The organism is Candidatus Spongiisocius sp. (assembly GCF_965221825.1).
Classification (GTDB): domain Bacteria; phylum Actinomycetota; class Acidimicrobiia; order Spongiisociales; family Spongiisociaceae; genus Spongiisocius.
In genome coordinates this window covers 1,860,318-1,886,946 of record NZ_OZ244917.1, presented here as the reverse complement: position 1 = coordinate 1,886,946, position 26,629 = coordinate 1,860,318, and the positions used below count along the sequence as shown (strand labels likewise).

Sequence of the window (26,629 nt, the reverse complement as noted above, 5' to 3'; positions counted from 1 at the left end):
ACCGGCTCAGCCGGCTCGAGCGTTGAGCAGTACTGGGTGGGTGATCTCCGGTACGAGCCGAACTAGCGGTGGGGAGAGTTGAGTGCTGCTGCCCGAGAACCGCTCCTTCGAGTTGTCCCGGCAGCTTCTCGAACGCGCCATCGACATCCACGTTCACGCCACACCGCACCTGCCGAGCAGCCCGAGGCGGCTGGATCCCATCGAGGCGGCTGTGGAGGCGCGGGACGCCGGGATGCGGGCCATCGTGCTGATGGACGTCTTCCAGATGACCAACGGGATCGCCTGGATCGTGAACCGGGCCGTTCCCGACTTCACGGTCTTCGGCGGTCTGATCCTCAATACTGCGTACGGCGGCCTGAACCCTCGGGCCGTCAAGACGGCGATCGGCTACGGCGACGGCGCCAGGTTCATCAGCTTCGGCGCCCATTCCACCTTCTACCAGGCCTCCAGGGAAGGCCGGATCGTGGACGGGAAGTTCACACCCCTGAAGGACCTCTACCCGGAGTTCAGGAGGGAGGAGGTGGATCGGGCCATCCGCATCCCTGTGGATGGACACGTGGGACCTGAGCTGGACGAGATACTGAGCGTGATCTCGGACCATCCCCAGGTCTTTCTGAACACGGGCCATGTCTCGCCCGAGGAGGCGATCCGCCTGGTCGATCTCGCCGGCGAGTACGGGATCGGAAGGGTGCTGGTGGCCACCGCGGTCACCCAGGCTGCGTCGACCGACCAGCTCCGGTTCATGGCCGGGAAGGGCGCCTTCATCGAATACACCCTGGGCGCCTACACGCACACCACGTCGATCCCCAAGACCCACTACTACGTGGAGCGGGAGTACGCGGCGGACGAGGAGATGACGGGCGAGGCGAGCGGTGGCATCAGGAAGGCCGCCGAACAGATGCGGGAGGTGGGAACCGATCACTGCATCCTGGCGACGGACTTCGGCGGCTACACGTTGCCGGCGCCGGTCGAAGGCCTGCGCGAGTTCATCGCCTGCCTTCTGGACCTGGGCCTACCGACCGACGACATCCGCAAGATGGTCAGGACCAATCCCGAGAAGCTGCTGGGCCTCGATCCGTAAGGAGGTCGGTCCAGACCTCCTCCGCTCTTCACAGGCTGCGAACGGCGCTTAGGTTCGCAAAGTGGAGTCCGAAATCTCCGCAAAGTGAAGTTTGCAGCCGCTACCGTTGTGTTAGCGGCGACTGTTGAAGCGCTGGGTGGCGATCCTGATCGTGGCGGTCCTAACCTGGTGGGTGGATGAGATCGGACGCCGAGACCGTTGAGGAATACCTGGCGAGCTTGCCCGAGGGCCGGGAGGAGGCCCTCTCGGCGGTGCGTTCGGTCATCCTCCACCACCTCCCGGACGGGTACGCGGAGGAGATGCGGTGGGGGATGATCTCCTACGAGGTGCCGCTCGCGATCCAGTCCGACACCTACAACGGCAAGCCGCTCATGTACGCGGCGCTCGCCTCGCAGAAACGGCACATGGCCGTGTACCTGTCCGGCGTCTACGCCGATCCGGTAGCCCGCGAGGACTTCGAGCAGGCGTACCGGGCCACGGGCAAGCGCATGGACATGGGCAAGAGCTGCGTCCGCTTCCGCCGCCTCGACGACCTGCCTCTCGAGGTGATCGGGGACGCCGTCGCTCGCTATCCCGTCAACGACTTCGTCGACCTGTACCACCGAGGCCGCGGCCGCTGATCCGGAGGCTGGTGGCCGGTAGGAGGAGAGGCACTTTCCGGGTCGGGGCGCGTTCGCGCGGAGAGCGCTGGAATGTTGCTCGACAGCGAAGTTAGACAGCTTCTGGCCGGGTGCCGTTTCGGGGCCCATGCTACGGTCAATCCGGGTAGGTTTGCGGCGGGTTCACGATGCCGGGAACCAGCGCTACAGGAGGTAGGAAATGCCTGGAGGGAAGTGGTACAGGTTCAGACCCGGGTTGGTGATTGTCACGGCTTTCCTGCTCTTCGCCGCCGCCTGCGGTGGCGAAGAGGAGACCTCCGAGCCGGCTGATACCCAGGCCCCTGCCGCCACCGAGGCGGCGCCCGAGACCACCGCCATGGCTGATGATTCGGCGATGATGGCTGATGAGCCGATCAAGTTGGGTTATATCTCTGGTGGTGATGCGGATCCGTTCGTGTTCATCGTGACGGAGAGTATTCGTGAGGCGGCTGCGTCGGCTGGCGTGGAGCTGTTCGAGTGTGATGCGAATTTCTCTACGGATACGGCTATCCAGTGTGCTCGGACTTTGGATGCGCAGGGGTTGGACGCGGTTATCAACTGGCAGTTCTTCCCGGATGCGGCTGAGGCGGTTTGTGAGGCGTACGGTGATCTGCCGACGGTGACTATGGACGTGCCGCAGGGTCCGTGCGAGCGGGTGTTTGTGGGGTCGAACGGTTACGAGGCCGGCTTAGTGGCGGGTGCCGGGTTGGGTGATTTCGCTCAGTCGGAGTTCGGTTGCGAGTTCGATCTGTACGTGTCGATCGAGAATCTGAGTTCGCCTGATATCAATGCTCAGCGGGCTGGTGGTTCGCGTGAGGGCTTTGAGGGTGTTTGCGGGTCGGTTCCTGATTCGAAGTTCCGTGTTGTGGACAAGCGTCAGGGCGGCTCGGATGCGTTGGAGAACGTGCGGCGCCAGTTCACCGATATTTTGACGACGGTGCCTGACGCGACGGTGATTCTGGTGATGTCGAGTTTCGGTGATCCGGATGCGGCGTCTGCGTTCGCGGCGGCGGAGACTCAGGGCCGTGGTGGGCATGTGTTCATCGTGGGTCATGGGGCGGATGCTTCGGCGTGGCCGGATATTCTGAACAATCCGCAGTGGATCGGTGACGTGGCGTATTTCCCGGATCGGTACGGGAGTCTGGCGGTGCCGGCGGCGATAGCGTTGGCGATGGGTGACGACCCGGGCCGGGAGATCTTCATCGATCACCAGTTCCTGGACGCTTCCAACCTCGTCGACCACTACCCCGCCGCAGCCGGTATGGCTGATGATTCGGCGATGATGGCTGATGAGCCGATCAAGTTGGGTTATATCTCTGGTGGTGATGCGGATCCGTTCGTGTTCATCGTGACGGAGAGTATTCGTGAGGCGGCTGCGTCGGCTGGCGTGGAGCTGTTCGAGTGTGATGCGAATTTCTCTACGGATACGGCTATCCAGTGTGCTCGGACTTTGGATGCGCAGGGGTTGGACGCGGTTATCAACTGGCAGTTCTTCCCGGATGCGGCTGAGGCGGTTTGTGAGGCGTACGGTGATCTGCCGACGGTGACTATGGACGTGCCGCAGGGTCCGTGCGAGCGGGTGTTTGTGGGGTCGAACGGTTACGAGGCCGGCTTAGTGGCGGGTGCCGGGTTGGGTGATTTCGCTCAGTCGGAGTTCGGTTGCGAGTTCGATCTGTACGTGTCGATCGAGAATCTGAGTTCGCCTGATATCAATGCTCAGCGGGCTGGTGGTTCGCGTGAGGGCTTTGAGGGTGTTTGCGGGTCGGTTCCTGATTCGAAGTTCCGTGTTGTGGACAAGCGTCAGGGCGGCTCGGATGCGTTGGAGAACGTGCGGCGCCAGTTCACCGATATTTTGACGACGGTGCCTGACGCGACGGTGATTCTGGTGATGTCGAGTTTCGGTGATCCGGATGCGGCGTCTGCGTTCGCGGCGGCGGAGACTCAGGGCCGTGGTGGGCATGTGTTCATCGTGGGTCATGGGGCGGATGCTTCGGCGTGGCCGGATATTCTGAACAATCCGCAGTGGATCGGTGACGTGGCGTATTTCCCGGATCGGTACGGGAGTCTGGCGGTGCCGGCGGCGATAGCGTTGGCGATGGGTGACGACCCGGGCCGGGAGATCTTCATCGATCACCAGTTCCTGGACGCTTCCAACCTCGTCGACCACTACCCCGCCGCAGCCGGGTAGGCGACAGGTAACCCGTCAGGTAGTGAATACCAGAGACGCTGACCCAGGCCGGGGCAACGGGGAGAGAGTATCCCCCGGCGCCCCGGCCGGTGGGGTGATGTCGAGGCTGACGTCGCGCGTCCGGTTCACGGCCATGCAGGCCCGGGTCGGGGTCCTGGTCATCCTGTGCGTCTTCTTCACCATCCGGTCGCCGTTCTTCTTCACCTCCACCAACCTGGTGAACGTCCTGGTCAACGGGGCGGTGATCGGCATCATCGGGAGCGCCATGACCCTGCTGCTCGTGGCCCGGCAGGTCGACGTCTCGGTGGGATCGGCCATCGGGTTCGCCGGCGCCGTCTTCGCGGTGTTCGCAAGGGACTACGGACTGGCTTGGGGAGTCGTCGGAGCGATAGCCGCCGCCATGGTGATCGCCGGTATCAACGCCGTCGCCATCATCAAGTTCCGGGTCAACTCGATCCTCACCACGCTCGCCACGCTCGTCGCCTTCCGCGGGGCCTCCAAGCTTGTGATGGATGGGCGGGCCGTCCGAGTTGAAGGATTCAGGTTTCTGGGACGCACGCGCTTCGAGGTCGGAGGAATCGAGATACCCGTGGCCGTGATCGTCTTGTTGCTGGTGGTGGCGGTCTTCTACGTGGTCATGCGCCTCACCAAGTACGGCCAGCAGATGTACGCCATCGGCGCCAACCCCCAGGCGGCGCGGCTGGCGGGGATCCCGCTCGAGAGGCAGGTGGGTATCGCCTTCGTCCTCACCGGAGCGACCGTGGCCCTGGCCTCGATGATCGTGGTGTCCCAGGTGGGCGCGGTGTCCCCCACGACCGGGGAGAGGATGGAGTTCCTGGCCCTGACCGGTGTGATCGTGGGCGGTGCCAGCCTGTACGGGGGGAGGGGCTCGGTGATCGGGACCCTGGTGGCGATCCTCATCCTGGCGGTGCTGGACAACGGTCTCGTCCTGCTGCAGGTCCAGTCCTTCTGGCAGGAGGTGTCCCGCGGCGTCCTGCTCCTGGGTGCGGTGGTGTTCGACCAGCTGGGACGGCGGGAGGCCGAGGTCAGGATGGATGTGTGATGTACGGGGGAGACGTACGTCCGCGATGCGTCGAGGTGGCAACGTCATGACATACGCCAACGTTCCCGACGCACCACTGCTGGAGATCAGGGGTCTGTCCAAGCACTACGGGACCATACGGGCCCTGGACGATGTGAGCTTCTCTCTGAACCGGGACGAGATCGTAGGGCTCCTGGGTGACAACGGGGCCGGCAAGTCCACCCTCGTGAAGTGCCTGTCCGGTGCGGTCATCCCCACCGCAGGCCAGGTGTACTTGCAAGGTGACCGCAAGGTGTTCTCCACACCCGCGGAGGCTCGGGACGAGGGCATCGAGACCGTCTACCAGCAACTCGCTCTGGTGGACATCTTCGACATCCCGGCCAACTTCTACCTGGGCCGCGAAGTCGTCCGGGATGGATGGCGCGGGAAGCTGGGCATTCTCAACCGCAGGTTGATGCGGAGGAGAGCCCGGGCTGCGGTCGAGGCCCTCCCCGCCCGGTTCCCGAACCTCGATGCCGACATCGAGACCATGTCAGGCGGGCAACGCCAGGTCGTGGCCATATCTCGGGCCGGCTTCTGGGGTGGCAAGCTCCTGCTCCTGGACGAACCCACTGCGGCCCTTGGTGTCAAGGAAGCCGCCGCGGTGCTGGAGATGATCGGCGCGATGGTGTCTTCCACGGAGACCGACATGGCGATGATCGTCATCTCGCACAACATGGAGCACGTCTGGTCGATCTGCACCCGCCTGCTCATACTCCGCCAGGGACAGCTGGTGGCCGACCTGCCCAAGTCCGAGACCACCCGCCAGGAAGTCGTGGCCCACATCACCGGCGCCACCGCCTGAAGCAGGGGGCTCCGCCATCGTCTGGAACCCGGGCGCAGGCCTCGAAGGCAGGGGAGTGATCGTCACCGGCGCCGCCCAGGGGATCGGCAAGGCCACAGCCGAAGCCTTCGCCGAGGCAGGGGCACGGGTGTTCGCGGTTGACATCAAGGGGGAGGCTGTGAAGCGGGCGGTTGCCGGGCTGGCACGCCCTTCCCTCCACCATGCGAAACGGTACGACCTCCGCGACATAGCAGGGCTCTGCGGCCTGGTGGAGGAGGCATCGGATTCCCTGGGGGACTTGTGGGCGCTTGCCCATGTGGCCGGCACCCTGAAGAGGCAGCCCCTTGACGAGGTGGGTGAGGAGGAGTGGGATCTCCAGTTGGACGTGGATCTCAAGGCCGGGTTCTTTCTGTGCCGGGCTTTCGGCCAGGCGCTTGTCGCCGGGGGGCGGGGCGGGAGGATCGTCAACTTCTCGTCACCGGGCTTCATCCGGGGCACCAGGCTGGGCGCCCATGCCTACGTGGCGGCCAAGGGCGGGGTGGTGTCGATGAGCCGCGACTTCGCCCGTTGGTACGGGCCGCACGGGATAACCGTCAATACCCTCCTCCCCGGCCCGATCGACACGCCCATGCAGCACACCGACAACACCGAGGAGGTGGTCGCGGCCGGGGTCGCCGCCTGTCCCCTGGGCCGTCTGGGTCAACCGGGCGAGGTCGCCTCGGTGGTGGTCTTCCTGGCCTCGGATCATGCGAGCTACATAAGCGGCGCCGCCATCAGCGTCACCGGCGGCGCCCTCATGTACTGAGGACTCATGGGTCGAGTCGGTCCCTTCGCGGGCGAGGCGCGAAGAGCGACGCGGTGAACGCATCGATCCTCAAGCCAAGGGTCGGTCAGCTATTTCGGGATCTGGGCCACGAGCAATTGGCCGCTGGAGGGCGAGGCAACCAGGTCAGCGATAACGCCAGATGTGTCCCGCCAGGACGTCCCGGCCACCGGGTTTATCAGCCTGACCCTTCCATTCCCGCTTACCCTCCGCCGTAGTGCCTCGGCTGCCGGGGGCTTCTCGTTTTCCGTTACCAGCCACAACTCGCATCGCCGGTCTTCAATGGCACGTATGTTTGCGCCGCCGCCCGGCTCGACGGCCGAATAGCTGCCCGTTGCCCGCCCCTCGCCGAACAGCACCGTGTTCAGCACCCTGGTCACATAGAACGCCGGCCGCGGGTTCGACAACCGGTCGAGCAGCCCGTGAACCACTTTGGTCACCCTGTCGAGATCCTGCAGAGGATCGAGGTAGACGCGGCAGCCGGGCATCGTGGCGGCCGCGAACAGTGCTTCGGCGGCTGCGAGGGCGTTGGCCTCGTCGTCGGCGTCGAGCGGTACCAAGAAGTCGAGTCCCCCGACGGAGCGGAGTCGGGTGTCGAAGGCCCGGATGTCGCTCCATACCGACTCCGAGCCGTCGACCATGCAGACCGCCCGGTCCAGGACGAGGCCGTGGCCGGTCAGCATCTCGTCGAGCTGTGGTAGTTCCCGGGGCCGGAAGCCGGTCCGGCTGCGCAGATGCACCTTGCCGGTGTCCTCCAGCGCCAGCGGGGCGAGGGCGACACGCACGCCTGCTTCCCGCAGTTCCGCCAGGGCCGCCAGATCTTCGCCGTCCGGAAAGAAGCGGTTGGTCAGCTGGACCTCGATGAAGTCCGCTTCGGTGGCCTTGCGAGCCGCGGCCGTTATATCACCCGGCCTGGGACACAGGACGGTCGCGGTCAACTCCACTCCTTCGCGACGCAGGACGGCGAGTTGTCCGGCCTGCAGAGACACGTCTAGGTCGTGGATCGGGAACCTGACGTTGCGGATCCCCGCCTCCACGCATGAGAGCAGCGGGTAGTCGTCGCGGATCCGGTGCCGCACATGGTTGGGGTAGGAGATCGCCCCGTCGCTCTTGTTCGTGATGGGCAGTCGCAGGTATGCGGCTACCGGAGAATGCGGGAGGTCGACGATCGTGCCGCTCAGGATGTGGGTACCGGCCCGATGGTTGGCATGCGTCTCGCCGCTGGTGCGGATCAGATGCACCGAGGTCCCCCGGTCGGTCACCCTCACCAGGAAGAACCCGAGCTTGGCGGTGTCGAGCCATCCCCGATCAGCGGGACGGACGTTGAAGGCCTCGTAGAAGCCCGGTCTGGTCGTGGTGGTCGAGGGAAGCGTGTACAGGCGGGTGTCTCCGGCCCGGTTGAACACCTGGAAATGAGTGTGCCCGCTGAACAATGCCTCGACGTCGTAGCTTCTGCACAGGTCCAGCAGCCAGGCACGGTCTGGGTTGTCGAGCACGTCGTAGCTGCCCAGGCCGGGCTCGTCCTCGTCGACCAGGTAGGGGGGAAGGTGGAGGAACATGAAGATCCGGTGCGAGGCGTGGGCGGCAAGGTCGGCGTCCACCCACTCGCGTTGCTCGATGGCCTCCGGCAGGGTGGTGTTCATGATCTGGGAGTTGAGGACGATGAAGTGCGTGTCCCCTGCGGTCCGGCTGTAGAACGACTTGCCGAAATCCTCGTCCCAGCGCTTCAGGAATCCCGGTTCGACCCATCCTGCGGGCACCGTCGGATCGGGTTTGTCACCGATGTCCATATTGCCGGCCGCGAAGTTGACCTCCAGGCCCGACTCCTCGAACTGGGTCACCGCGGCTTGCCGTCCCGTGTCGAAGAACCGGGAGCCCGGGTACTCCTGTGCCAGGTCCCCTACGTGGAAGACGAAGGCGGGCTCGGTTGCCTTGGCCAGGGCCAGCGCCCAATCACCCCGGTCCGACCACTCCCGCACGATCTCCGGTGTCACCGAGTCGCCCGTGGCGGAATACATGCCCGGATCGACCAGGTGATGGGTGTCGGCGAGCACCACGAACTCCAGGTCGGCCTCGGGTACGTCTGAGCGGTCGAAGCGGGGCATACCCGCACCTCCTCGGTTCTGGTATCTGCGTACGGGGCGGTTGCGAGACCGGATCCGATCAGATGGTACGCCGGACCGTGCAGCGCCTGTCGAGCATCACTAACTTGTTCGTGCACGGTATCGACGGTGGAGGCGCCACCTCCGAGGTGGTGGACAGCACGACCAGGGAGGTAGACCGATGGCTTTTCTTTCGATCGACCACGTCGGGGTGGCGGTGACCGATCTCGGGGTGTCGGTCCCCTGGTGGACCCGGTTCCTCGAGAAGGAGCCGTTCATGCAGGGCACCTGGATAGCAGCCGACGTCGAGGACTACGTCGGGAAGATCGTCGGGTATCCCAACTGCGACATGTCGGGCGCCTTCTGGGCGCTGCCGGGCGGAGCAGTGCTCGAGATGCTCCAGTACCACAACCCGCCGCCGGGCAGGGTGGACATGGCCACCTACAACGCCGGTAACACCCATCTCTGCCTGGAGACCGAGGACATCCACCGCGACTACGAGCGGATGCGGGACCACGCAGTGTTCGTATCGCCCGAGCCGGTCCGCTGCGCCTGGGGCAGGTACGAGGGCGCCCTCACCTGCTACCTGCGCGACCCGGACGACATTTCCATCGAACTGATCCAGTTCGCAGAAGGGGGAAGGCCGTTCGAGGTCGAGAGCCCGTTCGTCAACCCCTACGGCTAGCCGGAGCATGGAGAACGGGAAGCGGGTTCGGGTAGGCGTAATCGGCGCCGGCTCCTGGGCGATCGCCAACCATATCCCGATCCTGGCGGCTCGGGAGGACGTCGAGATGGTGAGCGCCGTCCGGACCAACCGCAAGGCGCTGGCTTTGCTCCGCGAGAGGTTCGGATTCGAACATGTCAGTGACGATTACCGGGACGCGTTGGAGCTGGGACTGGATGCGGTGGTCGTGGCCAGCCCGGCGGGGCTCCACTACGAGCATGTGAAGGCGGCGCTGGAGGCGGGTGCCCATGTGCTGTGCGAGAAGCCTTTCACCACCGAGCCCGAACATGCCTGGACACTCCACGATATCGCCTCGGAGCGAGACCGTCACCTGCTCCTCGCCCTCGGCTGGAACTACCGTCCCACCGCCATCGAAGCCAAGAGGCTGATGGAGACCCCGGGGGTTGGAGACGTCCAGCACATCCTGGTGGCTATGGCTTCGGGCCTGCGCGGTCTCCTCCGGGGTACGGGGAGCTACCGGGGTCAGGACGCCTTCTTCCAGCCCGCCGCCAAGACCTGGACCGATCCCCGGCTCTCCGGCGGTGGGTACGCCCCGGCGGCGCTGAGTCATGCTTTGGGGTTGGCGCTGTGGCTCACCGGCCAGCGCGCCTCCCAGGTCTTCGCCTTCATGAACGAAGAGGGCGCCGGAGTCGATCTTCATGACGCGATCAGCGTGCGGTTCAGTTCCGGGGCCACGGGTTCGATATCCGGCGCTTCGTCCCCGCCCGGGGGGAGCGCGGTCGATCAGGAGGACGCTCCGTGGCCCCGGCACCAGCTCCAGGTCCGGGTTTACGGGACGGAAGGCCATCTCGTGGCTGACCTGGAACGGGACTTCCTGTGGCTCTTCCGTGACGACGGCGAGGACGTCAAGGTCGACCTGCCACCCCGAGCCGGTCTGTACGGATGTGAGGATCCACCCGACGTACTGATCGACCTGGCCCTCGGAAACGCGGCGGTGAACCGTTCCCCCGCCGAGGTGGGCGCCAGGACCGTCGAGTTGCTCAGCGCCGCCTACCAAAGCGCGAGCACCGGAGCCGTCGCCCGTGTCCGGGCGGATGGTTCGGAGGGTCGGTCCGGGCGGCCGGCCTAGGGCGCCTGGGCGGGAGGCCTGATGGAGTCATCGCACGAGAACCGCAACGCATCGGAGCGGGTGAGGATCGTGTTCTTCGGTGTGGGCAGCGTCGCAACCGCAGCGCTGGACCTGTGCCGGCAACGATCCTGGATGGATGTGGTGGCAGCCGCCCGGAGCCCGTCACCGGCTGCCGTCCGGCCGGGAATAGGCGCCTGGGCCGGGGTCCGTGTCTGGTCCGATCCTGAAGAGATGCTCGAGGCCACCCGACCCCAGGTCGCGCTCGTGGCGACACGGTCCGAACTCGACTCCGTGCTGCCCGTGATCGGGCTGTGTGCCCGGAGGGGTGTCCACGTGGTCTGCGCCAGCGAGGAACTCGCCTGGCCCGATGTCGAACGACCGGGGATGGCAGGCCGTCTTCAGAGCATGGCGACAGAGGCGGGCGTGGTGATCACGGCGACCGGGATCAACCCCGGCTTTGCCTTCGATGTCCTCCCGCTCGTGCTGGCCGGGGCCGCCTGGGATGTCTCGAGGATCGTCGTCCAGCGCACGCTTGACGCGTCGGTATTCGGCCGGGATGTGCACCGTTCGCTGGGTGTCGGCTACACCGAGGCCGAGTTCCGCAGGGCCGTCCGGTCGCGGAGGGTCCGGGGCCACATCGGCTTCGCGGAGAGCGCCCGCATCATCGCGGACGGGATGGGGTTGGAGATCGAGCGGTTCGAGGAGAAGATCGAACCGGTACTCGCTGATCGCGCTCATGTCCTGGCCGGGTACACGATCGAGCCACCCGAGACCGCAGGCGTCGTCCAACTGGCCACGGCAACGGTGAGAGGACGGGAGTGGCTCCGATTCGAACTGTCCCTGCATGTCGCTCCGGAAGCAGTCGGCTGGGAGACCCGGGACCGTATCCGTATACAAGGGGAGAACGAACTCGACCTCACGATGGAACCGGGCATGCCCGCCGTGTCAACCACCGCGGCCCTGCTCGTGAATGCGGTTCCCGCCGTCCTGTCGGCCCGGCCAGGTTTCTACCCGCCGGCGCGCTTAATTCCCAACCCGCCCTGGCTTGCTGACCATCCCCCTCCCGGCGCACCATGATGCTCGCACCGCCGAGGCGCGGGGCAGTTGTTCAGTCGAGGTGCCAGACCTCGTCGGCCCAGTAGAGGTTGCCGTCCTCGTCCACAAGGCTGAGGATCACGTCCTCGAACCACTTCGACCAGCGGCCGTTCACCTCGGTGGCTCCGATCTTGCCGAAGGCGGTGGCGACATCCGGGTGGGCCTCCACGTAGGCGATGATCTGGGTGCCGCGGCGGAACAGGCTGTAGTTCTTGAGCCCCGCCTTCTGGATCTCCTCGACCAGCTCGGGCCAGATCTCGTCGTGGCGCTTCTTGTACTCGTCGGCCTTGTCCGGATAGATCTCGAATGTGAAGCACGCTCGCTGCATGAAAGCCTCCTCGAACCGTCTGGGTACTCGCTCGAATCTAGTGCTCTGCCTGCGAAATAACCAGACCACACCGCCATTCCACAGACAGACCACCACTATCTCCCCTCAGGCCTATCCGGCCCCGTGCTGAGGAAATGTGACCGGCTCGGACCCGCGATTATTGTTCGGCGTGCTCGGTGTCGACAGCGGATTGGAGGGTTCATGGGTGCGAACGATCGGGTGCGGGTAGGTGTGATCGGCGCCGGCTCCTGGGCGGCGGGCAACCACATCCCCGTACTCCAGGCGCGGGACGACGTGGAACTGGTGGTGGCCGTTCGGAAGGGTATGGATGCCCTCGAGATGCTGAAGGACCGCTTCGGGTTCGAGCACATCACCGAGGACTACCGGGAAGCTCTCGAACATGACCTGGACGCGGTGGTGGTCGGAAGCCCGTCGGTGTTCCACCATGAGCACGCCAAGGCCGCCATGGAAGCCGGTGCCAACGTGCTTTGTGAGAAGCCGGTCACCATCGATCCAGCCGACGCCTGGGATCTCGACGCCACGGCCAAAGCGCTGGGTCGGGAACTGGTCATCTCGTTCGGCTGGCACTACCGGCCCACCGTCATCGAGGCCAAGCGGATGATGACCGAGGACGGCGGGGTAGGCGAGATCGAGCACATCCTGGTGGCGATGGCATCGGGTACCAGGGAGCTGCTGAAGGCCACCGGCGCCTACGAGGGCTCGGCCACCGACTTCATGCCCGACTGGGACACCTGGACCGACCCGGCCATGTCCGGGGGAGGCTACGCCCCGGCCCAGCTGAGCCACGCCATGGGCCTGGCCCTGTGGCTGAGCGGAGAGCGGGCCAAGGACGTGTTCGCTCTGATGAACAACGTCGGCGCCCGGGTCGACCTGCACGATGCCATCAGCATCCGCTACCAGTCGGGCGCCACAGGGGTCCTGAGCGGCGCCAGCTGTCCCAGCCAGGCGGGAATCGGCGACATCGCCGACGAGCCATGGCCGCGCCACCAGCTCCAGGTGCGTTTCTACGGTTCCGAGGGCCAGTTGATCGTCGATCTGGAACGGGACTTCCTCTGGCACTTCCGCGAGGACGGGACCGATAACAAGCCCGACCTGCCTGATCACGCCGGGTTGTACCAGTGCGACGGTCCGCCCAGCACCCTGATCGACCTCACCCAGGGCAAGGACGTGCCCAACCGGTCGCCGGCCGAGGTCGGCGCCAGGTCGGTCGAGGTGGTTGCTGCCGCCTACGAGAGTCTCCGCACGGGAGGTCTGGCCAGAGTCGCCGGTCTCGACTAGCGGTCTGCCCGCAAAGTAGTTTGCCGCGCCCTGCTTGCCAGCGACGCCCCTCGCTGCGTTTCGCCTCCTCAACGTACCGCTGCGGGTACGCCTTTGTCGGCGGGCCTTGCGAGGAACGCCGCTGGCGTCGCATGGCTCGACACCGCTTCACGGACAGACCGCGGCCCTGATGCGGGTCGGGATCGACACCTACTCGTACCATCGCTTCTTCGGCGAGATACGGGAGGGCGAGGAGGACCCGGGAACTCGCTGGACAACCTGGGACTTCCTGGACCGGGCTGCCGAGTTGGAGGTCGACGGGGTAAGCCTGGAGACCTGTTACCTGGACCTGGACGACCCCAACTTCCGCGAGCGTCTGGCCCTGACCCTCGACGAGACCGGTCTAGAAGCCGTGCTGGCCTGGGGCCATCCCGGTGGGCTGGAGATGGGTACTTCCCGGGAGCGACTCGAGGATCTGTTCCGGGTCATCGACATCGCCGCCGGCATGGGCGTGGATCTGGTGCGTCTGGTGGTGGGCACGTACACCCATTGGGACATGGAACCAGTCGATGCTTCGGTCGAGCGGCTCGTTCCCCGCGTGACCGAAGCCTGCCGCCACGCTGCCGAGCAAGGCATCCGGCTGGCCATCGAGACCCACACCGCCCTCCCGGTCCGTGCGCTCGCCGAGCTGATCGACCGGGTGGACGCCCCCAACCTGGGCGTGGTGCTCGACACCGCCAACGTCGTCAGGGTGGGCAGTGACCTCATGGAAGCCACCAGCCTCCTCGCTCCGCTGACCGACATGGTCCATGTCAAGGACTTGGACCTCTCAGAGGCCGACTTCGGCAACCCCGGAGGCTGGTGGCCCTGCACCTCCCTCGGCCAAGGCGATCTCAACCTCGACGGTGTCCTGGCCGAACTCCGCTCCGCCGACTTCAACAGCCTCGCCTGCGTCGAGCTGGCCACCCTCCCTCCCGGCAGCCAGGAAGACCGCATGGTCAAGGAGAGCATCACCTGGCTTCGAGAGTCGATCCGGCTCACGGGATAATTCAAGGGCCAGGGTCGATATCGGTGTTACCTGGACGACTTCGCTGTGTTCAAGGCCGTGGCCGGGAGCGGTGATAACCACCAACGCCGAGGGCTCGTCCATGCGGCACTCAAGGGAGTCCTGCTCAAGGACTACACTCTGTCGGCGCTGGACAAGCGTAGGCGAGGGAACCTGATCGACCTGGTTGGGAACATCGAAGTGGAGGAAAAGGATTCGCGATCGAAGCATGTGCTCGGTCGGGTCCATGAGTACTTCCTGTCCCGCATCGGCGACGCTGCGGGCAAACGGCGCGGCGGGTTCCACACTCCTCGCAGCAGGGTGCGGTTGCTGGTAGAGATGCTGGAGCCGTACAGCGGACGGATTTATGACGCGTGCCTTGGATCGCCGGGCATGTTGCTTCCCAAGCTTGTTTCGGGCGACATCCGCACTCCAGATGCTGAGGAACTCGTGGGGGCAAGCCGGTGATGGGGATTTTGCTCACTAGCCCGGACCAGAAGGAGGCGTTGTCTCGAGTGTATGTCAAGGCTCTGGCGGCACGTGCTGGTTACGCGACTTCCGTGCCGGAGCCGGACCGGGATAGCGTCGATCTGCGAGTTCAGGCAGGCGGGCCGCGTCGCCCGGCCCTTGACCTCCAGCTGAAGGCCTCGACGAAGATCGCCGAACCGAAAAATGGCTTGTTGCGGTTTCTCTTGAGCATCAAGAACTACCGCGATCTTCGCGAAGAAACGCAGACGCCCCGATTGCTCGTGGTGCTGGAGCTTCCGACGAACGAGCGGAGATGGATGACTGTGAAGAGCGAGAAGCTCGTGCTTCGTCGCCGGGCCTACTGGCTGAGTTTACAGCAGGACCACGACGAGGTAGTCGATCAGCAGACTGTGACAGTTCGTATCCCGGAGGGGAATGTACTGAATGTCGAGGCCCTGAAAATCCTGATGGAACGTTCTAGGACCGGAGACATCTGATGCGAGTTAGCATTCATGACCGGGAAGCGCTACTGGCGGTCTCGCCTGGGGCACTGTCGGCGTATGCCCGCTCCGTGGGCTGGACTCGGCACGAGCCGTACCGCATGCACTCGGACGTCTACATCGGTGAGCAGCTTCCGGAGGTCATCGTCCCGCGTACGGAGCGCCTCGGAGACTACGCGAGCGTTGTGGCCTCGTTGATCAAGATGTTCGCAACGGTTGCTCGGCAGGACGAAATGACCGTGTATCGCTCGCTGGTAACCGCCGACCGTGACGTCATCCGTGTCCGGGCAGGTGAGAGCGAAGACGGCAGCATAGGGTTGAACCACGGTGTGGACCTGATCAGCGGAGCGCGGGACATGTTGCTGGCGGCTGCGTGCTCCCTAGGCAAACCCAAGGCGGTGTATCGGGCGGGAGCGAATAGGGATGCGGCCGATCTGCTAGAACGCATTTGTCTTGGGCAGACGGACCAGGGGAGCTTCGTGGTGACGTTGGTAACACCGGTCATACCGGTGCGGATGTCCAGGTTGTTCTCGCTCCCCGACGATCAAGACTCGCTGATCGAGCGGCGTCTGACACTGCGTTTGATGGAAGCCCTGGCAGCGGCACGCCATGCGACGGAACGAACGGCTGCAGGAGACGAAGGTGCGTTCGCTGAGGTGCCAGAAAGTGGTGTGAGCGCTAATCTGTGTGAAGCCTTGGTCCGGATCATTAAGCCATTTGCGCGGCTGGACATAAATGTGTTGTGGGCACGGACCCGACCGGTGACGACACCGCGACCCGTTGTTCGGTTCGGCCGGGCGGATGCACCTCTGCTAAGCCAGGCCGCCCGCTTGCTTCGGGAGCGGGCGCCGCGGCCGGACGTTCGCCTCATCGGCTACGTTCGGCGCCTGACACGCGGGGAGGCCGAAGAGGATGGCACAATACGTCTGGTCACCAATATCGACGGGAAAGGTCAATCGGTCACGGCGCTGCTAGACCGGCAGGACTACGAACAGGTGGTTCAGGCCCATAGCGATCGAGTTCCGGTCCTGTTGACGGGCGATCTTGAGCGAATGGGCCAGCGATGGAGGTTGTTGAATCCGCATCTCGAGGAGGTGCTTCGGGACGACGGGCCGGACTTCTAACACCTCGCATTGTTGGCTCTTGCCTTGTAGAGGGCGGCGAGGCCGTCGTTGTTGGTGACGGTGTTGAGTTGGTCTCGGATGCTGTGGTCTTTGAGGTTGAGGCGGCGTAGCTGGCCGTCGATTCTGTCAATGGTCTCGATTCTGCCGAAGTGGTGGCCGTGGGTCTGGGCGTAGAGGGCTAGGCCCTTGGCTTTGGTTACGGCGTCGGGGAGGTGGGCGCCGTGGGGGTCGAGGATGTCGATGACGACGCGGTCGCCTTCTTGGCGGAAGAAGAGGAAGTCGGGGTAGACGGGCTTGTACTCGCCGGGTCGGCGCTCGTAGGGGATCGTGAACGACCAGTTCTTGCGGTCGGGGTTGCGAAGCCAGCCGAGGCAGTTCGGGATCTCGGCGTTCAGGACCTCGGACTCCAGGTTGTTGAAGTCGTCGGCGAAGGCTCCGTCGTCATCGACGTAGATGTGTTTGTCCCAGGCGGGTGCTCCGGTGGGGCGTCTCCACGCCACCCGCTCGGGGTGCCTGATCTTTGTCTTCGAAGGCTGGTGGGCTGAGCCGGCGACTTCGGCGTAAACGGAGTGTCGCTTCTCAGGCAGGCTGTCGATCTGATCCACATACTGGCTTCGCCACAGGTCGACCTGGTAACGAGCCAGGTTCTCGACTTCCTCGACGATGGCAGGGTCGCAGAGCAGTACTGCGACTTCGATCTTGGCGTGGCGGATTATCGCTATGTCGTCCACTCCGGCGACGGTTTGCTGCCAGAAGTCGCGATGTAGGCCTTCACCGATCCGGCGCCCGGCTTCGTCGAAGAGGTCGTTGAGGTTCTCTGGCGAGATCGCTACCTCTCCGGCGGTTGCGTTGACGAACTCCTGCCTCGTCAGATCGAAGACGCGTGTCCCGTACGAGACCAGCGCCTTCCCGTGGACCTGATCGACGAAAGTCTGATCTGCGCGCTTCGCGTCGAGCTTGGTCTGGAGCAACGACCACACCGCGGACCTGGCGGTCGCAATGGCGGTTTGGTGGATACCGTCCTGGACGAGTGCGAGGGCCAGACTCATCATGCGGCGAACCTGCTTGATCTTCCGGCGGGTAGGGACCGTGTAGCCGCGTAACTTGGCGAGAGCTTTGAAGATGGGCTCGGAACCGTCTGCCCGATGCAGGGTCACCGCCTCGGTGGATGGCTGGACTGGTGTGGGCGGGACGAACTCATGGTCGGAGTCGGTCAGGCGGTCAACGACCGAGGCCACACCCTTGGCGTCGTAGTGGGGAAGAAACAGTGACACCGAGTTGAGGCTCTCGTCCTTCTCGACCCGCCTGGCCAGCGGCGTGCGGACCATCCGGCCAATCAGTTGGGCGATGTAGGTGGCGTCTTGGGCCTTGCGGTACGACATCATCGTCTCGGCCTGGGGGCAGTCCCAGCCGGTGGACAGGGCCGTCTTGAAGAACACCACGCGGGCGTCGCGGTCGGAGGCGATCCGGGATGGGGCGAGATACCGAATCACGAACCCATCCGCATCTAGGGCGGTGGACTCGTCGAAGGCGTGGGCGAACGCGTTGTTCGGCAATGGGCGTGGAAGTTCCTCGTTGATCGCCCGTATAGCGGTAGCCAGGTCAGTCCGGGTTCCGCTCCTGCTCCTCGGCGCGTTCTCGACTTGCACGATGAAGAGCGGAACCACGGGTTGTTCGCTTTCCTCGGCACAATAGGCAGCCCAGCGCTGGGTGTAGCCGTGCCAGTGGCGGGTCGCCTCCCGCAGCAAGGTGATATCGATCTGCTGATCATCGGCGCTGTGATGGAGGACGATCCGCTCCTTCAGCAGGCCCGAGGCCCGGACATCCGCCGCTCCGACATGTACCGGGTGCACCGTGCGGGTTCCGGCGACGAGATTGTTGAATCGTTGCGGGGTAGCCGATATGCCCAGCACAAGCGGAACTTGGCGCATCTCGTCGCTGCCCTTGAGGAACTTCTGGATGATGGTCACCGCGGCCTTCTCGTCGCGACGGGTCCGCATGCCCCGGTGCGCCTCGTCGATGATGACCATGAAGCGCGCGCCCATATGCTTGATCGTGTTGTCGAGCGTTTGCCAGATCGTGTACTGGCGGCGGTCCCCCAACGTGGTGAGTAGCTTGTCCCGGCCGAGCTTCTGCGTGTTGAGGTAGTAGATACGTCCGGGGCTCAACATCCGGTGATTGAACGACGAGTCGATAATCTCCATCGCGAGCGGCGACAGAACGTCCGAGGTGTTGATCATCTTGTTGTAGGTCTGGCGGTTGAGCTCCGGCAGATCGGTGATCCACAGGAAGACGGCATCACTATCCGGCCCCGCCTCATCATCTCCCTCGAGAATCCGCTCTATGAGCCGGGTAGCTATGACCGTCTTGCCCGCTCCGGTAGGCGCCGACAGGACGACCGCCTGTGGCGAGTTGGGTCCGGCTATCGACGCGGCCTGCCGGACCCTCGTGGAAAGGTCGTCCACCGCAACCTTCTGGAAGTCCTTGAGAGTGAGCCTCATTCGCCGAGAGCCCCGGGTGCGTTGACGGTGAAGTTGCGCAGGTAGTCGCGGTAAAGCTGGCGGACGCGGAGGCGTCTCTCTTCGGGGAGCGCGCTGCGCATCTCTAGGAAGGAAGTACGGGAGTTGGTGACCAGCCACACGTGGGTCACTGACGCGTGGGCGTCGACGGCCTGAGCGAAGGGCGCCGAGTGTTGGTCGTAGAACAGCACTCCGTAGGTGGATCCCTTTGGCAGAGACCAAGGGGCAATTCCGTCCCATTCCTCCCACTCACCGATCGACCCTGCCGCCATCCACAACATGGGAACGACTACGTTGAACTGCCGACCTAGATCCACGAGATCAGGTTCGAGGTAGTCCAGGCGCAAGTGCTGAACGTTCTCGCTTAGACCGTCGCTGAGCCTTCGTCCCTCGAGGTACTGGTGGAGATACTCGCCTTCTACCGGTTCGCCGTCCCGTCGTTGGCCGGTGACAGCGGCGTCAACCCTCGGACGGGTGACAGACTCGAATATCCCCCTCCGCTCGAACGCCGGATCACCAACGAAGACACCATCTTTGTGGAAGGAACTGGCATCATCTTCCGACAGGTCGTTGTTCGTGACCAGGATGCAACGTCGCGAACCGCCATCGTTCGCATTGAGCATTGCCGTGGCTTGGAGCGTAGTACCGGAACCCGCGAAGAAGTCCAGTATGACTGCCTCCGGATTATCGATGACGACTGTCGAAAGTGTATCAAAGACTGCATACGGTGACTTCGGATAACTAAAGGTGTTATCACCGATTAGTTGTCGGAGAGTCCTTGTGCCACGGATCCGCGCATCGTGGCTCCCCCTCTTCCATACGGTCTTCGGCACAACCCGACGTTCCGCAGTTCCCAGGATGAGCGCCCCACTGCTCTCGGTGCCGAGCGTAGGGATCTCCCTGTTCAACACTCTCTTACGGTTTCCCATCTTGACATAGCTGATTGACCACGATCTGCCTGAATCTTGGACCGAGTTATCTCTGCGTCGAAGACGCACGAACCCATGTCGGGCAAGATCCATAAGCGTCTTCGGCTTTAGTTGCCATCTAGACATAACTCGGCCATCAAGTAATGGCCACTCGATGTCACAATTCTCGAAATCCACGTTCGACGACGGTGGTATCCAGTTGTCAAGATCCCCCTCGACTTCGCCAGCATCAACTCGCTCCTTCAGAGTTCTGCCAGTTCCTACGATCTGTCCGGTCTCCGGATCAACCGCGACCGGATATACGAGTCCTGGACGCTTCGATGGGCGATCGTCGATGCCACGGCTCCTAACGAGCGGGAACCAGAGCTGGAGTGTCTTCGCGCGACTCTCGTCGGCCAGCAGATCGTCACGCAGTGGTGAAGGGCGTGCGTTACCGAAGAAGCAAAAGAAAGCGTGTTCCTCGGCCCTAGTAAATCCAGAGGGTCTCTGCGCCCCAGCCGTGTTGATGACGATTGTCACCATCTGTCGCCGGGCTTCCGGGAATAACTGCTCAAGCAGAACGCCTAGATGGTGCACTTCGTGCTCGTCGATCGTCACCACCAGCACCCCGTCGGGCTTCAGCAGCGGCTTGGCCATCCGGAGGCGCTTCTCCATGAAGGACAACCACTTCGAGTGGCGGTAGGCGTCGTTCTCGTCGACGAAGCGGTTGTTGTACTTCCAGGACTTGTCGCCCGTGTTGTACGGTGGATCGATGTAGATGCAGTCCACCTTCCCGGCGTAGGCCCACCGCAGGACCTGCAGGGCGTGGAAGTTCTCTCCGTTGATCACGACATGGGCAGGCTTTCCGGCGTCTCCCCGCCGCACGTCGCCGACAGGTGTGAGGCCGGGGAAGATCTGCTCGTGGAACCGCTTGACCACCAGCAGGTCCTCGACGGCAATCCAGGTCTCGGGCCCGTCGGCGCCCTTGGGCACGACGGCGGCGTGGCCGTCCGCGACTCTGAGGACCCGGAACTCGGTCAGATCATCAGGAGTTGTCCGGTTCTGAACCATCAGCCCCTCCCGGATCGGCAGTCCGTAGAGAGACACGGTCTCAGGAATGTGCTCCTCGAACACCAGACCGAAACGCTTGGTCCTCTTCAGTTCCCTCACCTCACCCGCGATCCGCTCGCGCAGAGCCGGGTCGGCGATCTCGTCAATCAGGTCTTCGATCTTCGCCATATGCGCCCACCAAGCTAGTACGGAGGTGTGACGCCCTGGATCATGGTCACGACGCTGCTCGCGTCACCAGGCCTGGGATGCGAGCAGGTGGCTGAGTCCATCGCACTGGACGGCGCGCCGACCTACCGTGGGTAGCGCTGGGTCTGGCCTAACAGTGCGCCGGGGGCGGTAGCCTCGCGGTTAGGTATACGACCCTCGTTCGGGTATTGCGGAACGGTCCCCAGCGGGGTTCTCTTCTGCGCATAGAGCCGGGTGTTCTTTGGTCCCACCCAGGAGTGCATGATGGAGAACCAATGACGGGTGAGCCCGCAGGTGAGCGGACCATCAGTGCGTCTGCGTTCAAGGCCAAGTGCCTCATGCTTGTGGACGAAGTCGCGGCTAGCGGCCAGGAACTGGTGATCAACCAAAGACGGGCAGCCGGTCATGCGGCTTGTGCCGTACCTGACCAGACCCGAGACGCTGTTCGACATCGATCAGGGTAGGTTCGAGATCGTCGGGGACGTGGGCGACCCTGTCGACGTCGAGTGGGAGGCCATCGGGGAATCCTGACAAGGACTGAACCCCATCAACGCTTCAAGCCGGTTGATCCTTCTCGATGCGCACGTACTCCTATGGCTTGTCCAGGGCCGCCGGGAGCTCGTCAGGCGACTGCGAGCCGCTTCACCGGTTGGAGTGCCTCGGTCATGAGGGCGAGGTCGTCGGTTGCGATTCCGTCGAAGGAGATCCCGCTGCTCACGGCCAGGAATTCGTATGCGAATACGCGTCCGGACGTGTCGAGGTGGGCGATACGCGTGTCGTCAAGCCGCTTACCGCCGGCCTCTCCACCTGAGGGCGGACGCAGCACCACGAAGATCACGTCCGCATCCGAGTCGTAGCGAACCTGCATCGGAGACCCCAGTCACTCGGTGACCCAAAACACTGTAATCACGATAGCCGTCCTGGGGTCGGCGGAGACCACTACGTTCAGGAGACGACGGCCCACCATTGCTCGAAACTCGTGCGCAGTGTCGCCCTCGACACGCTGTTCGGGGGCCGCGAGCACCTGGTTGACCATTTCTGGGTCGATGTCCTGCTCGGTCATTCGCACTCGGGCGTGGTGGCTATAGCGGAATCTCATCCTGGCCGATCTTTCTTTACTACGTCCTGTCCTTATCTATACAGCCGTGCCGGGGGTCTTGGACACCGTATTCGCCGTCACGCCGACGACACCGGCGTCGGCCCTTTCATCGTGGGTGTCTGCAGAAGGCGGGTCTCTCAGGGCAGGTTGGCGATGACTTGCTGATGATAAGCGGTTGCGGCGGACCCTCTTGACTTAAAAATGAGAATCATTATCATTTCGGGAGTCACCTACCCGAAGGGAATTGCTACGTCATGGTCGGTCGGAGAGTCTTCGAGTCCCTATCCCGCCGGAGCGTCCGGCTCTGCGGTGCGCTTTTGGCATTGTTTCTGGTAGCGACCGCATGCGGTGGCGAGGACGCGAGCGACACTACGGCGGCCACCACCGCGATGGCCGAGACCACAACCACCACCTCGGCCACGACCACCACCTCCGCTCCCCCGGAAACTGACGAGCACGAGGACGAAGAAGACCACGAGCACGAGCACGAAGACGAAGACGAGCACGAAGAGGACGAGCACGAGCACGAGGACGAAGACGAGCACGAGCACGAAGAGGACGAGCACGAGGACGAAGACGAGCACGAGCACGAGGACGAAGACGAGCACGAGCACGAGGACGAGCCCATGACCCTGACGGTCACGGACGGGAGCGGGCGAGAGATCACCCTTGACAGTCCTGCCGAGCGGGTTCTGTGCGTTCAGGACAACTGCACCGACCTCACGTCGGACCTGGGAATAGTGCCAATCGCCCAGCATCGAGGCGACGGGTGGGGCAGCGCTGCCGCTTACTACGGCGACGGAGCTGCTGAGATTCCCGTGCTCGGCGATCGCATGTCGGTGGAGGAAGTCGCGCAGTATGAACCCGACCTGATCATCGGACGGGTTGGCGAGGAAGAGGTCCGTGATGCGCTCGAGGTCGTAGCGCCTGTGTATCTGGTGGATATCGGTGGTGTCGAGACCCTCAAGGAGGGGTGGATCGGCGTGGGCGTCCTGACCGGCCGGCAGGATGAGGCAGCTGCAGCCATCGCCAGGTTCGACTCCAACGTCGCGGCCCTGTCGGCTGCGCTTCCCGCCGGTGCGGTGGATACCAGGGTGGCGGTCGGATTCGGGGACACGAACTGGATGATCTGGGACTCGTCCTCATTCTGCGAGTTCCTCCATTCCGAGGGAGCCGGGACGTGTGCCTTCCCTGACCAGGGTGAGTCCGAGTACGGTTCTCCGGACAGTGAGTTCTCCTGGGAGTTCATCGTGGAGACCGATCCCGAGGTATGGGTGATGATCACCTGGCCCGGAAGCGCCCGCTACGACACCGTTACCCAGGAGGTATGGCTCCAGACCACCGCCCATCGCGAAGGCAGGGTGTGCGAAGAGGACTCGGCCGGCTCCTTCGGCCACGGGCTGCTGATGCTCCAGTGGGCTTACCAGTGCTACCTGAATGCCGGATGGCCCGCCATCTACGACCACCCTGGAGACCTGTCGGTGTGGTTGCCGGCGGCCTAGCCGGGGTCAAGCAGAGGCCCAAGCCTGTAGAGGAGGGTCGTCCGGTCCTACGGCCCTCCTCTACCTGAGGAGACTTCGCTGTTCCGGGGCCGGTGGACACGAGCGGTCATCGTGCTGGTCGTAGTCGCCGGCCTCGGTGCAGTGGTGGCTGTGGTGTCGCTCATGCGCGGGACACCCAACCTGTCGGCCGGGCAGGTATTGGCCGCCCTGTTCAGTTCGGGGACGTCCGAGGGCAACCAGCAGTTCATCGTGGCGAACCTGCGGCTTCCGAGACTCGTAGGCGGACTGGTAGCGGGCGGCATGCTCGGTGTTTCGGGCGCGGTGATGCAGGACACGCTCCGGAACCCTCTAGCCGGCCCGGAGCTGATCGGCGTGTCGGCGGGAGCCTCCCTGGCGGTCGCCACCATCGTCGCGTTCCGGCTCCCGTTTCCCGGCATCGCCCTGCCGATGGCCGCTCTGCTGGCCGGTCTCGCTACGGGCGCGGTGATCCTGTCGTTGGTCAGCCTGAAGAGCAACCCCATGCGTATGCTGCTGGCGGGAGCGGCCTTCACCGCCCTGCTGAACGCGCTGGTGATAGCGGTCATCACGCTCGCCCCCAATTTCGGCGGCGTATCGGTCATCTACCGTTTCCTGGTCGGGAGCCTCTCCGATGTTCAATGGGAGGAGGTGCGCCTGGTGGCCCCTTGGACGATCGCCCTTCCCGTGGTATTCCTGCTGGCCGGGAGGCCATTGAACATCCTGAAGCTGGGTGACGAGACGGCCGAGGGACTGGGTGTCGGTGTCCGGCGCACCAGGGCGCTCTTGTTCTGCGCGTCGGTGCTGCTGGTGGCCCCGGTGATCGCCATCGCCGGCCCGATCGGATTCGTTGCGCTCGTGTCGCCGCACATCGTCCGCAGGCTGCTGCGGACCTCGGACGCCCGGATCGTCCTCCCGGTCTCTGCCGCGGTAGGCGCGATCCTCGTTGTGGCCGCCGACATGGCTGCCCGGCTCGCCCTTCATCCTCACGAGGTTGCGGTCGGTCTGTGGACCGTTGTGCTCGGTGCTCCGGTACTGCTGGTGCTCATGCAACGAGGGCTGTCGCGGAGGAGGGCCATCCCGTGACCGCCGCTGCCGTCGAGCCGCGCAGGAAGGCTGCTGCCACACCGGAGGTCCGGTCCCGGCGCGTGCTGGTGTCGCTCGGCGCGGTGCTCGTGGCTGTGATGTTCGCCTACGTGATGCTGGGTCCGGTGATCTTCGGTCCCGATCTGGTCCTCAAGGCCCTGTTCGACCGGGCGGAGGAAGTCCACCACCGCATCTCGGTGTGGGAGGTGCGACTGCCTAGGGTCCTGATCGCGGCGCTGGCCGGGTCGATGCTGTCCTCGTCCGGGGCCCTCCTCCAGTCGGTTCTCCGGAATCCTCTGGCTGCTCCTGCAACGGTCGGCGTGAGCCAGGGCGCCGTCCTCGGAGCGGTCCTGGCGCTGGTGCTCACCTTCGGGTCGGAAGGGGCGCTCAACGACCTGAACACCCTGGTGCCCCTGGCGGCGATCGCGGGTGGTCTGGCGGCCGGAGCCGTCGTCTACGTACTCAGCCACCGCCGCGCCGGCACCGATCCCGTCCGGCTGATCCTGACCGGCGTGATCGTCGCCGCCGCGATCTCATCGGTCACGTCGTTCATGGTGCTGATCTCGGGCAGCCACATCGATTCGATCGTCAGGTGGTTGGTCGGCTCGCTGAGCACCAGGACATGGGACCACCTGGTCTTTCTAATTCCTGTCGCCGTCCTGGCCTTTCCGCTCGTGGTCGTGTCCATCCCTCTCGCCAATGCGCTCCAGTTGGGCGACAACATGTCGGTGAGTCTCGGACTGCGTTCCGAGTTGGCCCGTGCGTTCATCCTCCTGACCGCGGTGGTGCTCGCGGCGGGATCGGTGTCCGTCGTCGGCGGCATCGCCTTCCTGGGTCTCATCGGTCCGCATCTGGCCCGCACCCTGGTCGGCTCGGACCTGCGGCGGCTCCTGATCTGCTCGGCTCTGGTCGGGGCCGTCATCCTGGTGGGCGCCGACCTTCTGGCTCGCGTGTTCTCACTCGACTGGGTTCCCTTCGTCGACATCCGGACCGAGAGCGGGAGCCGCGTACCCGTCGGAGCCTTCACCGCCCTGGTGGGAGCACCGTTCTTCCTCTACCTCGTGCGGGAACGCATCCGATGACCCGGGACGAGCCGATGGTCGGGGTTCCCGCCTTCTTGACCGAGGCGATCTCCACGGGATACGGACGGCATGTGGTGTCTCAGCATCTCAGCCTCGGCGTCGAGCGGGGGAGCAGGACGGCTCTGGTCGGTCCCAACGGATCGGGGAAGAGCACCACCCTCAAGACCCTGGCGCGCCTGATCGCACCCCTGGCAGGCACCGTTTACCTCAACGGTCGGGATATAAACCGTCTGCCGACCCGGGAGGTGGCCCGCCAGATGGCGATCCTCCCGCAGACGCACGAGGTGCCGGCCGAACTCACCGTGCTGGAGTTGGTCGAGCAAGGCCGGTTTCCCCATGTCGGCACGCTCGGGATGCTCCGCCGCCAGGACGATGAGGCGATCGAGGAGGCCCTCAGGATGACCCGTCTCGGGGATTTCGTCCACCGTCCCATCGACACGCTTTCGGGGGGCGAGCGCCAGCGCGCCTGGATGGCGCTCGCTCTCGCCCAGAGAACCGAGATTCTCCTCCTGGACGAGCCCACCACCTTCCTGGACGTCGGGCACCAACTGGATCTGCTGCAGCTGGTGTCGAGCCTGAATCGAGACCGCGGAGTGACCATCGTCATGGTGCTCCACGACCTCAATCATGCGGCCAGGTTCTCGGACCGCATGATCGCCATGTCCGGCGGTGAGGTTGTGGCTGACGGTGCCCCGGACGAGGTCCTGACGCCCGGACTGCTGCGGGACTGCTTCGGCGTCGAGGCCTCGGTGGTCGTTGACCCGAGGACCGGATCACCGATCTGCATGCCCTACTCTCCGATCCTTTGACGG

At 64.4% G+C, this 26,629-nt stretch carries 25 protein-coding genes; 19 read left to right on the top strand and 6 right to left on the bottom strand.

Translation table 11 applies throughout. From position 1 onward, the window contains the following. Window positions 1-82: 82 nt before the first annotated feature. The 6 genes from ACOQPD_RS08910 to ACOQPD_RS08885 all read left to right on the top strand — a co-directional run bounded on the left by ACOQPD_RS08910 (window position 83) and on the right by ACOQPD_RS08885 (window position 6,577). Window positions 83-1,081: a DUF6282 family protein gene (locus ACOQPD_RS08910; protein ID WP_420611601.1), complete on the top strand. Its 999-nt coding sequence runs from the start codon at window positions 83-85 to the stop codon at window positions 1,079-1,081. Between the two features lie 176 nt (window positions 1,082-1,257). Beyond that, on the top strand, window positions 1,258-1,701 hold the full coding sequence (locus tag ACOQPD_RS08905; RefSeq protein WP_420611600.1) for a DUF1801 domain-containing protein: 444 nt from the start codon (window positions 1,258-1,260) through the stop codon (window positions 1,699-1,701). Window positions 1,702-1,939: 238 nt separating this feature from the next. After that, window positions 1,940-3,907: a sugar ABC transporter substrate-binding protein gene (locus tag ACOQPD_RS08900; RefSeq protein ID WP_420614376.1), complete on the top strand. Its 1,968-nt coding sequence runs from the start codon at window positions 1,940-1,942 to the stop codon at window positions 3,905-3,907. A gap of 22 nt (window positions 3,908-3,929) precedes the next feature. Beyond that, window positions 3,930-4,970: an ABC transporter permease gene (locus ACOQPD_RS08895; protein ID WP_420611599.1), complete on the top strand. Its 1,041-nt coding sequence runs from the start codon at window positions 3,930-3,932 to the stop codon at window positions 4,968-4,970. A 46-nt stretch (window positions 4,971-5,016) separates the two neighbouring features. Beyond that, on the top strand, window positions 5,017-5,793 hold the full coding sequence (locus ACOQPD_RS08890; protein WP_420611598.1) for an ATP-binding cassette domain-containing protein: 777 nt from the start codon (window positions 5,017-5,019) through the stop codon (window positions 5,791-5,793). A 55-nt stretch (window positions 5,794-5,848) separates the two neighbouring features. After that, the gene (locus ACOQPD_RS08885; RefSeq protein WP_420611597.1) at window positions 5,849-6,577 is read left to right on the top strand and encodes an SDR family NAD(P)-dependent oxidoreductase; all 729 of its coding nucleotides are present in this window, start codon (window positions 5,849-5,851) and stop codon (window positions 6,575-6,577) included. An 89-nt stretch (window positions 6,578-6,666) separates the two neighbouring features. Here the strand turns inward: ACOQPD_RS08885 and ACOQPD_RS08880 are convergent, their stop codons facing one another. After that, window positions 6,667-8,700, bottom strand: a complete 2,034-nt coding sequence (locus ACOQPD_RS08880; RefSeq protein ID WP_420611596.1) for a metallophosphoesterase family protein — start codon at window positions 8,698-8,700, stop codon at window positions 6,667-6,669. A gap of 178 nt (window positions 8,701-8,878) precedes the next feature. Between ACOQPD_RS08880 and ACOQPD_RS08875 the strand changes: the two genes are divergently transcribed. The 3 genes from ACOQPD_RS08875 to ACOQPD_RS08865 are packed head-to-tail and all read left to right on the top strand — an operon-like array spanning window position 8,879 to window position 11,588. Next, window positions 8,879-9,382: a VOC family protein gene (locus ACOQPD_RS08875; protein WP_420611595.1), complete on the top strand. Its 504-nt coding sequence runs from the start codon at window positions 8,879-8,881 to the stop codon at window positions 9,380-9,382. A 7-nt stretch (window positions 9,383-9,389) separates the two neighbouring features. Then, window positions 9,390-10,511, top strand: a complete 1,122-nt coding sequence (locus tag ACOQPD_RS08870; protein ID WP_420611594.1) for a Gfo/Idh/MocA family protein — start codon at window positions 9,390-9,392, stop codon at window positions 10,509-10,511. Between the two features lie 21 nt (window positions 10,512-10,532). Further along, window positions 10,533-11,588, top strand: coding sequence for a Gfo/Idh/MocA family oxidoreductase (locus tag ACOQPD_RS08865; RefSeq protein WP_420611593.1), 1,056 nt, complete (start codon window positions 10,533-10,535; stop codon window positions 11,586-11,588). 31 nt (window positions 11,589-11,619) lie between these two features. Here the strand turns inward: ACOQPD_RS08865 and ACOQPD_RS08860 are convergent, their stop codons facing one another. Beyond that, window positions 11,620-11,934, bottom strand: a complete 315-nt coding sequence (locus tag ACOQPD_RS08860; RefSeq protein ID WP_420611592.1) for an L-rhamnose mutarotase — start codon at window positions 11,932-11,934, stop codon at window positions 11,620-11,622. Window positions 11,935-12,135: 201 nt separating this feature from the next. Between ACOQPD_RS08860 and ACOQPD_RS08855 the strand changes: the two genes are divergently transcribed. The 5 genes from ACOQPD_RS08855 (at window position 12,136) to ACOQPD_RS08835 (ending at window position 16,349) form a co-directional block, all read left to right on the top strand. Beyond that, window positions 12,136-13,233 (top strand): Gfo/Idh/MocA family protein, encoded by a 1,098-nt coding sequence (locus ACOQPD_RS08855; RefSeq protein ID WP_420611591.1) that lies wholly within the window; start codon window positions 12,136-12,138, stop codon window positions 13,231-13,233. 106 nt (window positions 13,234-13,339) lie between these two features. After that, complete coding sequence (locus ACOQPD_RS08850) at window positions 13,340-14,260, top strand: sugar phosphate isomerase/epimerase family protein (protein ID WP_420611590.1); 921 nt, start codon at window positions 13,340-13,342, stop codon at window positions 14,258-14,260. 45 nt (window positions 14,261-14,305) lie between these two features. Continuing rightward, window positions 14,306-14,725, top strand: a complete 420-nt coding sequence (locus tag ACOQPD_RS08845) for an N-6 DNA methylase (protein WP_420611589.1) — start codon at window positions 14,306-14,308, stop codon at window positions 14,723-14,725. Beyond that, entirely contained in the window at window positions 14,725-15,222 is a 498-nt protein-coding gene (locus ACOQPD_RS08840; protein WP_420611588.1) for a DUF4365 domain-containing protein, read from the top strand. Before ACOQPD_RS08845 ends, ACOQPD_RS08840 begins: the two co-directional genes overlap by 1 nt. Window positions 15,223-15,326: 104 nt before the next feature. Further along, on the top strand, window positions 15,327-16,349 hold the full coding sequence (locus tag ACOQPD_RS08835; RefSeq protein WP_420611587.1) for a hypothetical protein: 1,023 nt from the start codon (window positions 15,327-15,329) through the stop codon (window positions 16,347-16,349). On the opposite strand, the gene ACOQPD_RS08830 is transcribed toward ACOQPD_RS08835, so the two are convergent. Together ACOQPD_RS08830 and ACOQPD_RS08825 are read right to left on the bottom strand one after the other, a co-directional pair. Then, complete coding sequence (locus ACOQPD_RS08830; RefSeq protein WP_420611586.1) at window positions 16,346-18,850, bottom strand: DEAD/DEAH box helicase; 2,505 nt, start codon at window positions 18,848-18,850, stop codon at window positions 16,346-16,348. The two genes, ACOQPD_RS08835 and ACOQPD_RS08830, sit on opposite strands and share 4 nt — an antisense overlap. Beyond that, window positions 18,847-21,015, bottom strand: a complete 2,169-nt coding sequence (locus tag ACOQPD_RS08825; protein WP_420611585.1) for a site-specific DNA-methyltransferase — start codon at window positions 21,013-21,015, stop codon at window positions 18,847-18,849. The genes ACOQPD_RS08830 and ACOQPD_RS08825 overlap by 4 nt, the downstream gene beginning before the upstream one ends. A 423-nt stretch (window positions 21,016-21,438) precedes the next feature. On the opposite strand from ACOQPD_RS08825, the gene ACOQPD_RS08820 reads away from it, so the two are divergent. Then, on the top strand, window positions 21,439-21,564 hold the full coding sequence (locus ACOQPD_RS08820; RefSeq protein WP_420611584.1) for a hypothetical protein: 126 nt from the start codon (window positions 21,439-21,441) through the stop codon (window positions 21,562-21,564). A 91-nt stretch (window positions 21,565-21,655) separates the two neighbouring features. On the opposite strand, the gene ACOQPD_RS08815 is transcribed toward ACOQPD_RS08820, so the two are convergent. Together ACOQPD_RS08815 and ACOQPD_RS08810 are read right to left on the bottom strand one after the other, a co-directional pair. Continuing rightward, entirely contained in the window at window positions 21,656-21,901 is a 246-nt protein-coding gene (locus tag ACOQPD_RS08815; RefSeq protein WP_420611583.1) for a hypothetical protein, read from the bottom strand. Between the two features lie 12 nt (window positions 21,902-21,913). Beyond that, window positions 21,914-22,132, bottom strand: coding sequence for a DUF4258 domain-containing protein (locus ACOQPD_RS08810; RefSeq protein ID WP_420611582.1), 219 nt, complete (start codon window positions 22,130-22,132; stop codon window positions 21,914-21,916). A 254-nt stretch (window positions 22,133-22,386) separates the two neighbouring features. Here ACOQPD_RS08810 and ACOQPD_RS08805 point away from each other — a divergent pair, with 254 nt between their 5' ends. From ACOQPD_RS08805 to ACOQPD_RS08790, 4 genes are all read left to right on the top strand, one after another. Next, on the top strand, window positions 22,387-23,634 hold the full coding sequence (locus ACOQPD_RS08805) for an ABC transporter substrate-binding protein (RefSeq protein WP_420611581.1): 1,248 nt from the start codon (window positions 22,387-22,389) through the stop codon (window positions 23,632-23,634). A gap of 111 nt (window positions 23,635-23,745) precedes the next feature. Beyond that, the gene (locus ACOQPD_RS08800) at window positions 23,746-24,735 is read left to right on the top strand and encodes a FecCD family ABC transporter permease (protein WP_420611580.1); all 990 of its coding nucleotides are present in this window, start codon (window positions 23,746-23,748) and stop codon (window positions 24,733-24,735) included. Then, window positions 24,732-25,817 (top strand): FecCD family ABC transporter permease, encoded by a 1,086-nt coding sequence (locus tag ACOQPD_RS08795; RefSeq protein WP_420611579.1) that lies wholly within the window; start codon window positions 24,732-24,734, stop codon window positions 25,815-25,817. The genes ACOQPD_RS08800 and ACOQPD_RS08795 overlap by 4 nt, the downstream gene beginning before the upstream one ends. Then, window positions 25,814-26,626 carry an ABC transporter ATP-binding protein gene (locus tag ACOQPD_RS08790; protein ID WP_420611578.1) on the top strand — a complete coding sequence of 271 codons (813 nt, stop codon included), beginning with the start codon at window positions 25,814-25,816 and terminating at the stop codon, window positions 26,624-26,626. Before ACOQPD_RS08795 ends, ACOQPD_RS08790 begins: the two co-directional genes overlap by 4 nt. Window positions 26,627-26,629: the final 3 nt, after the last annotated feature.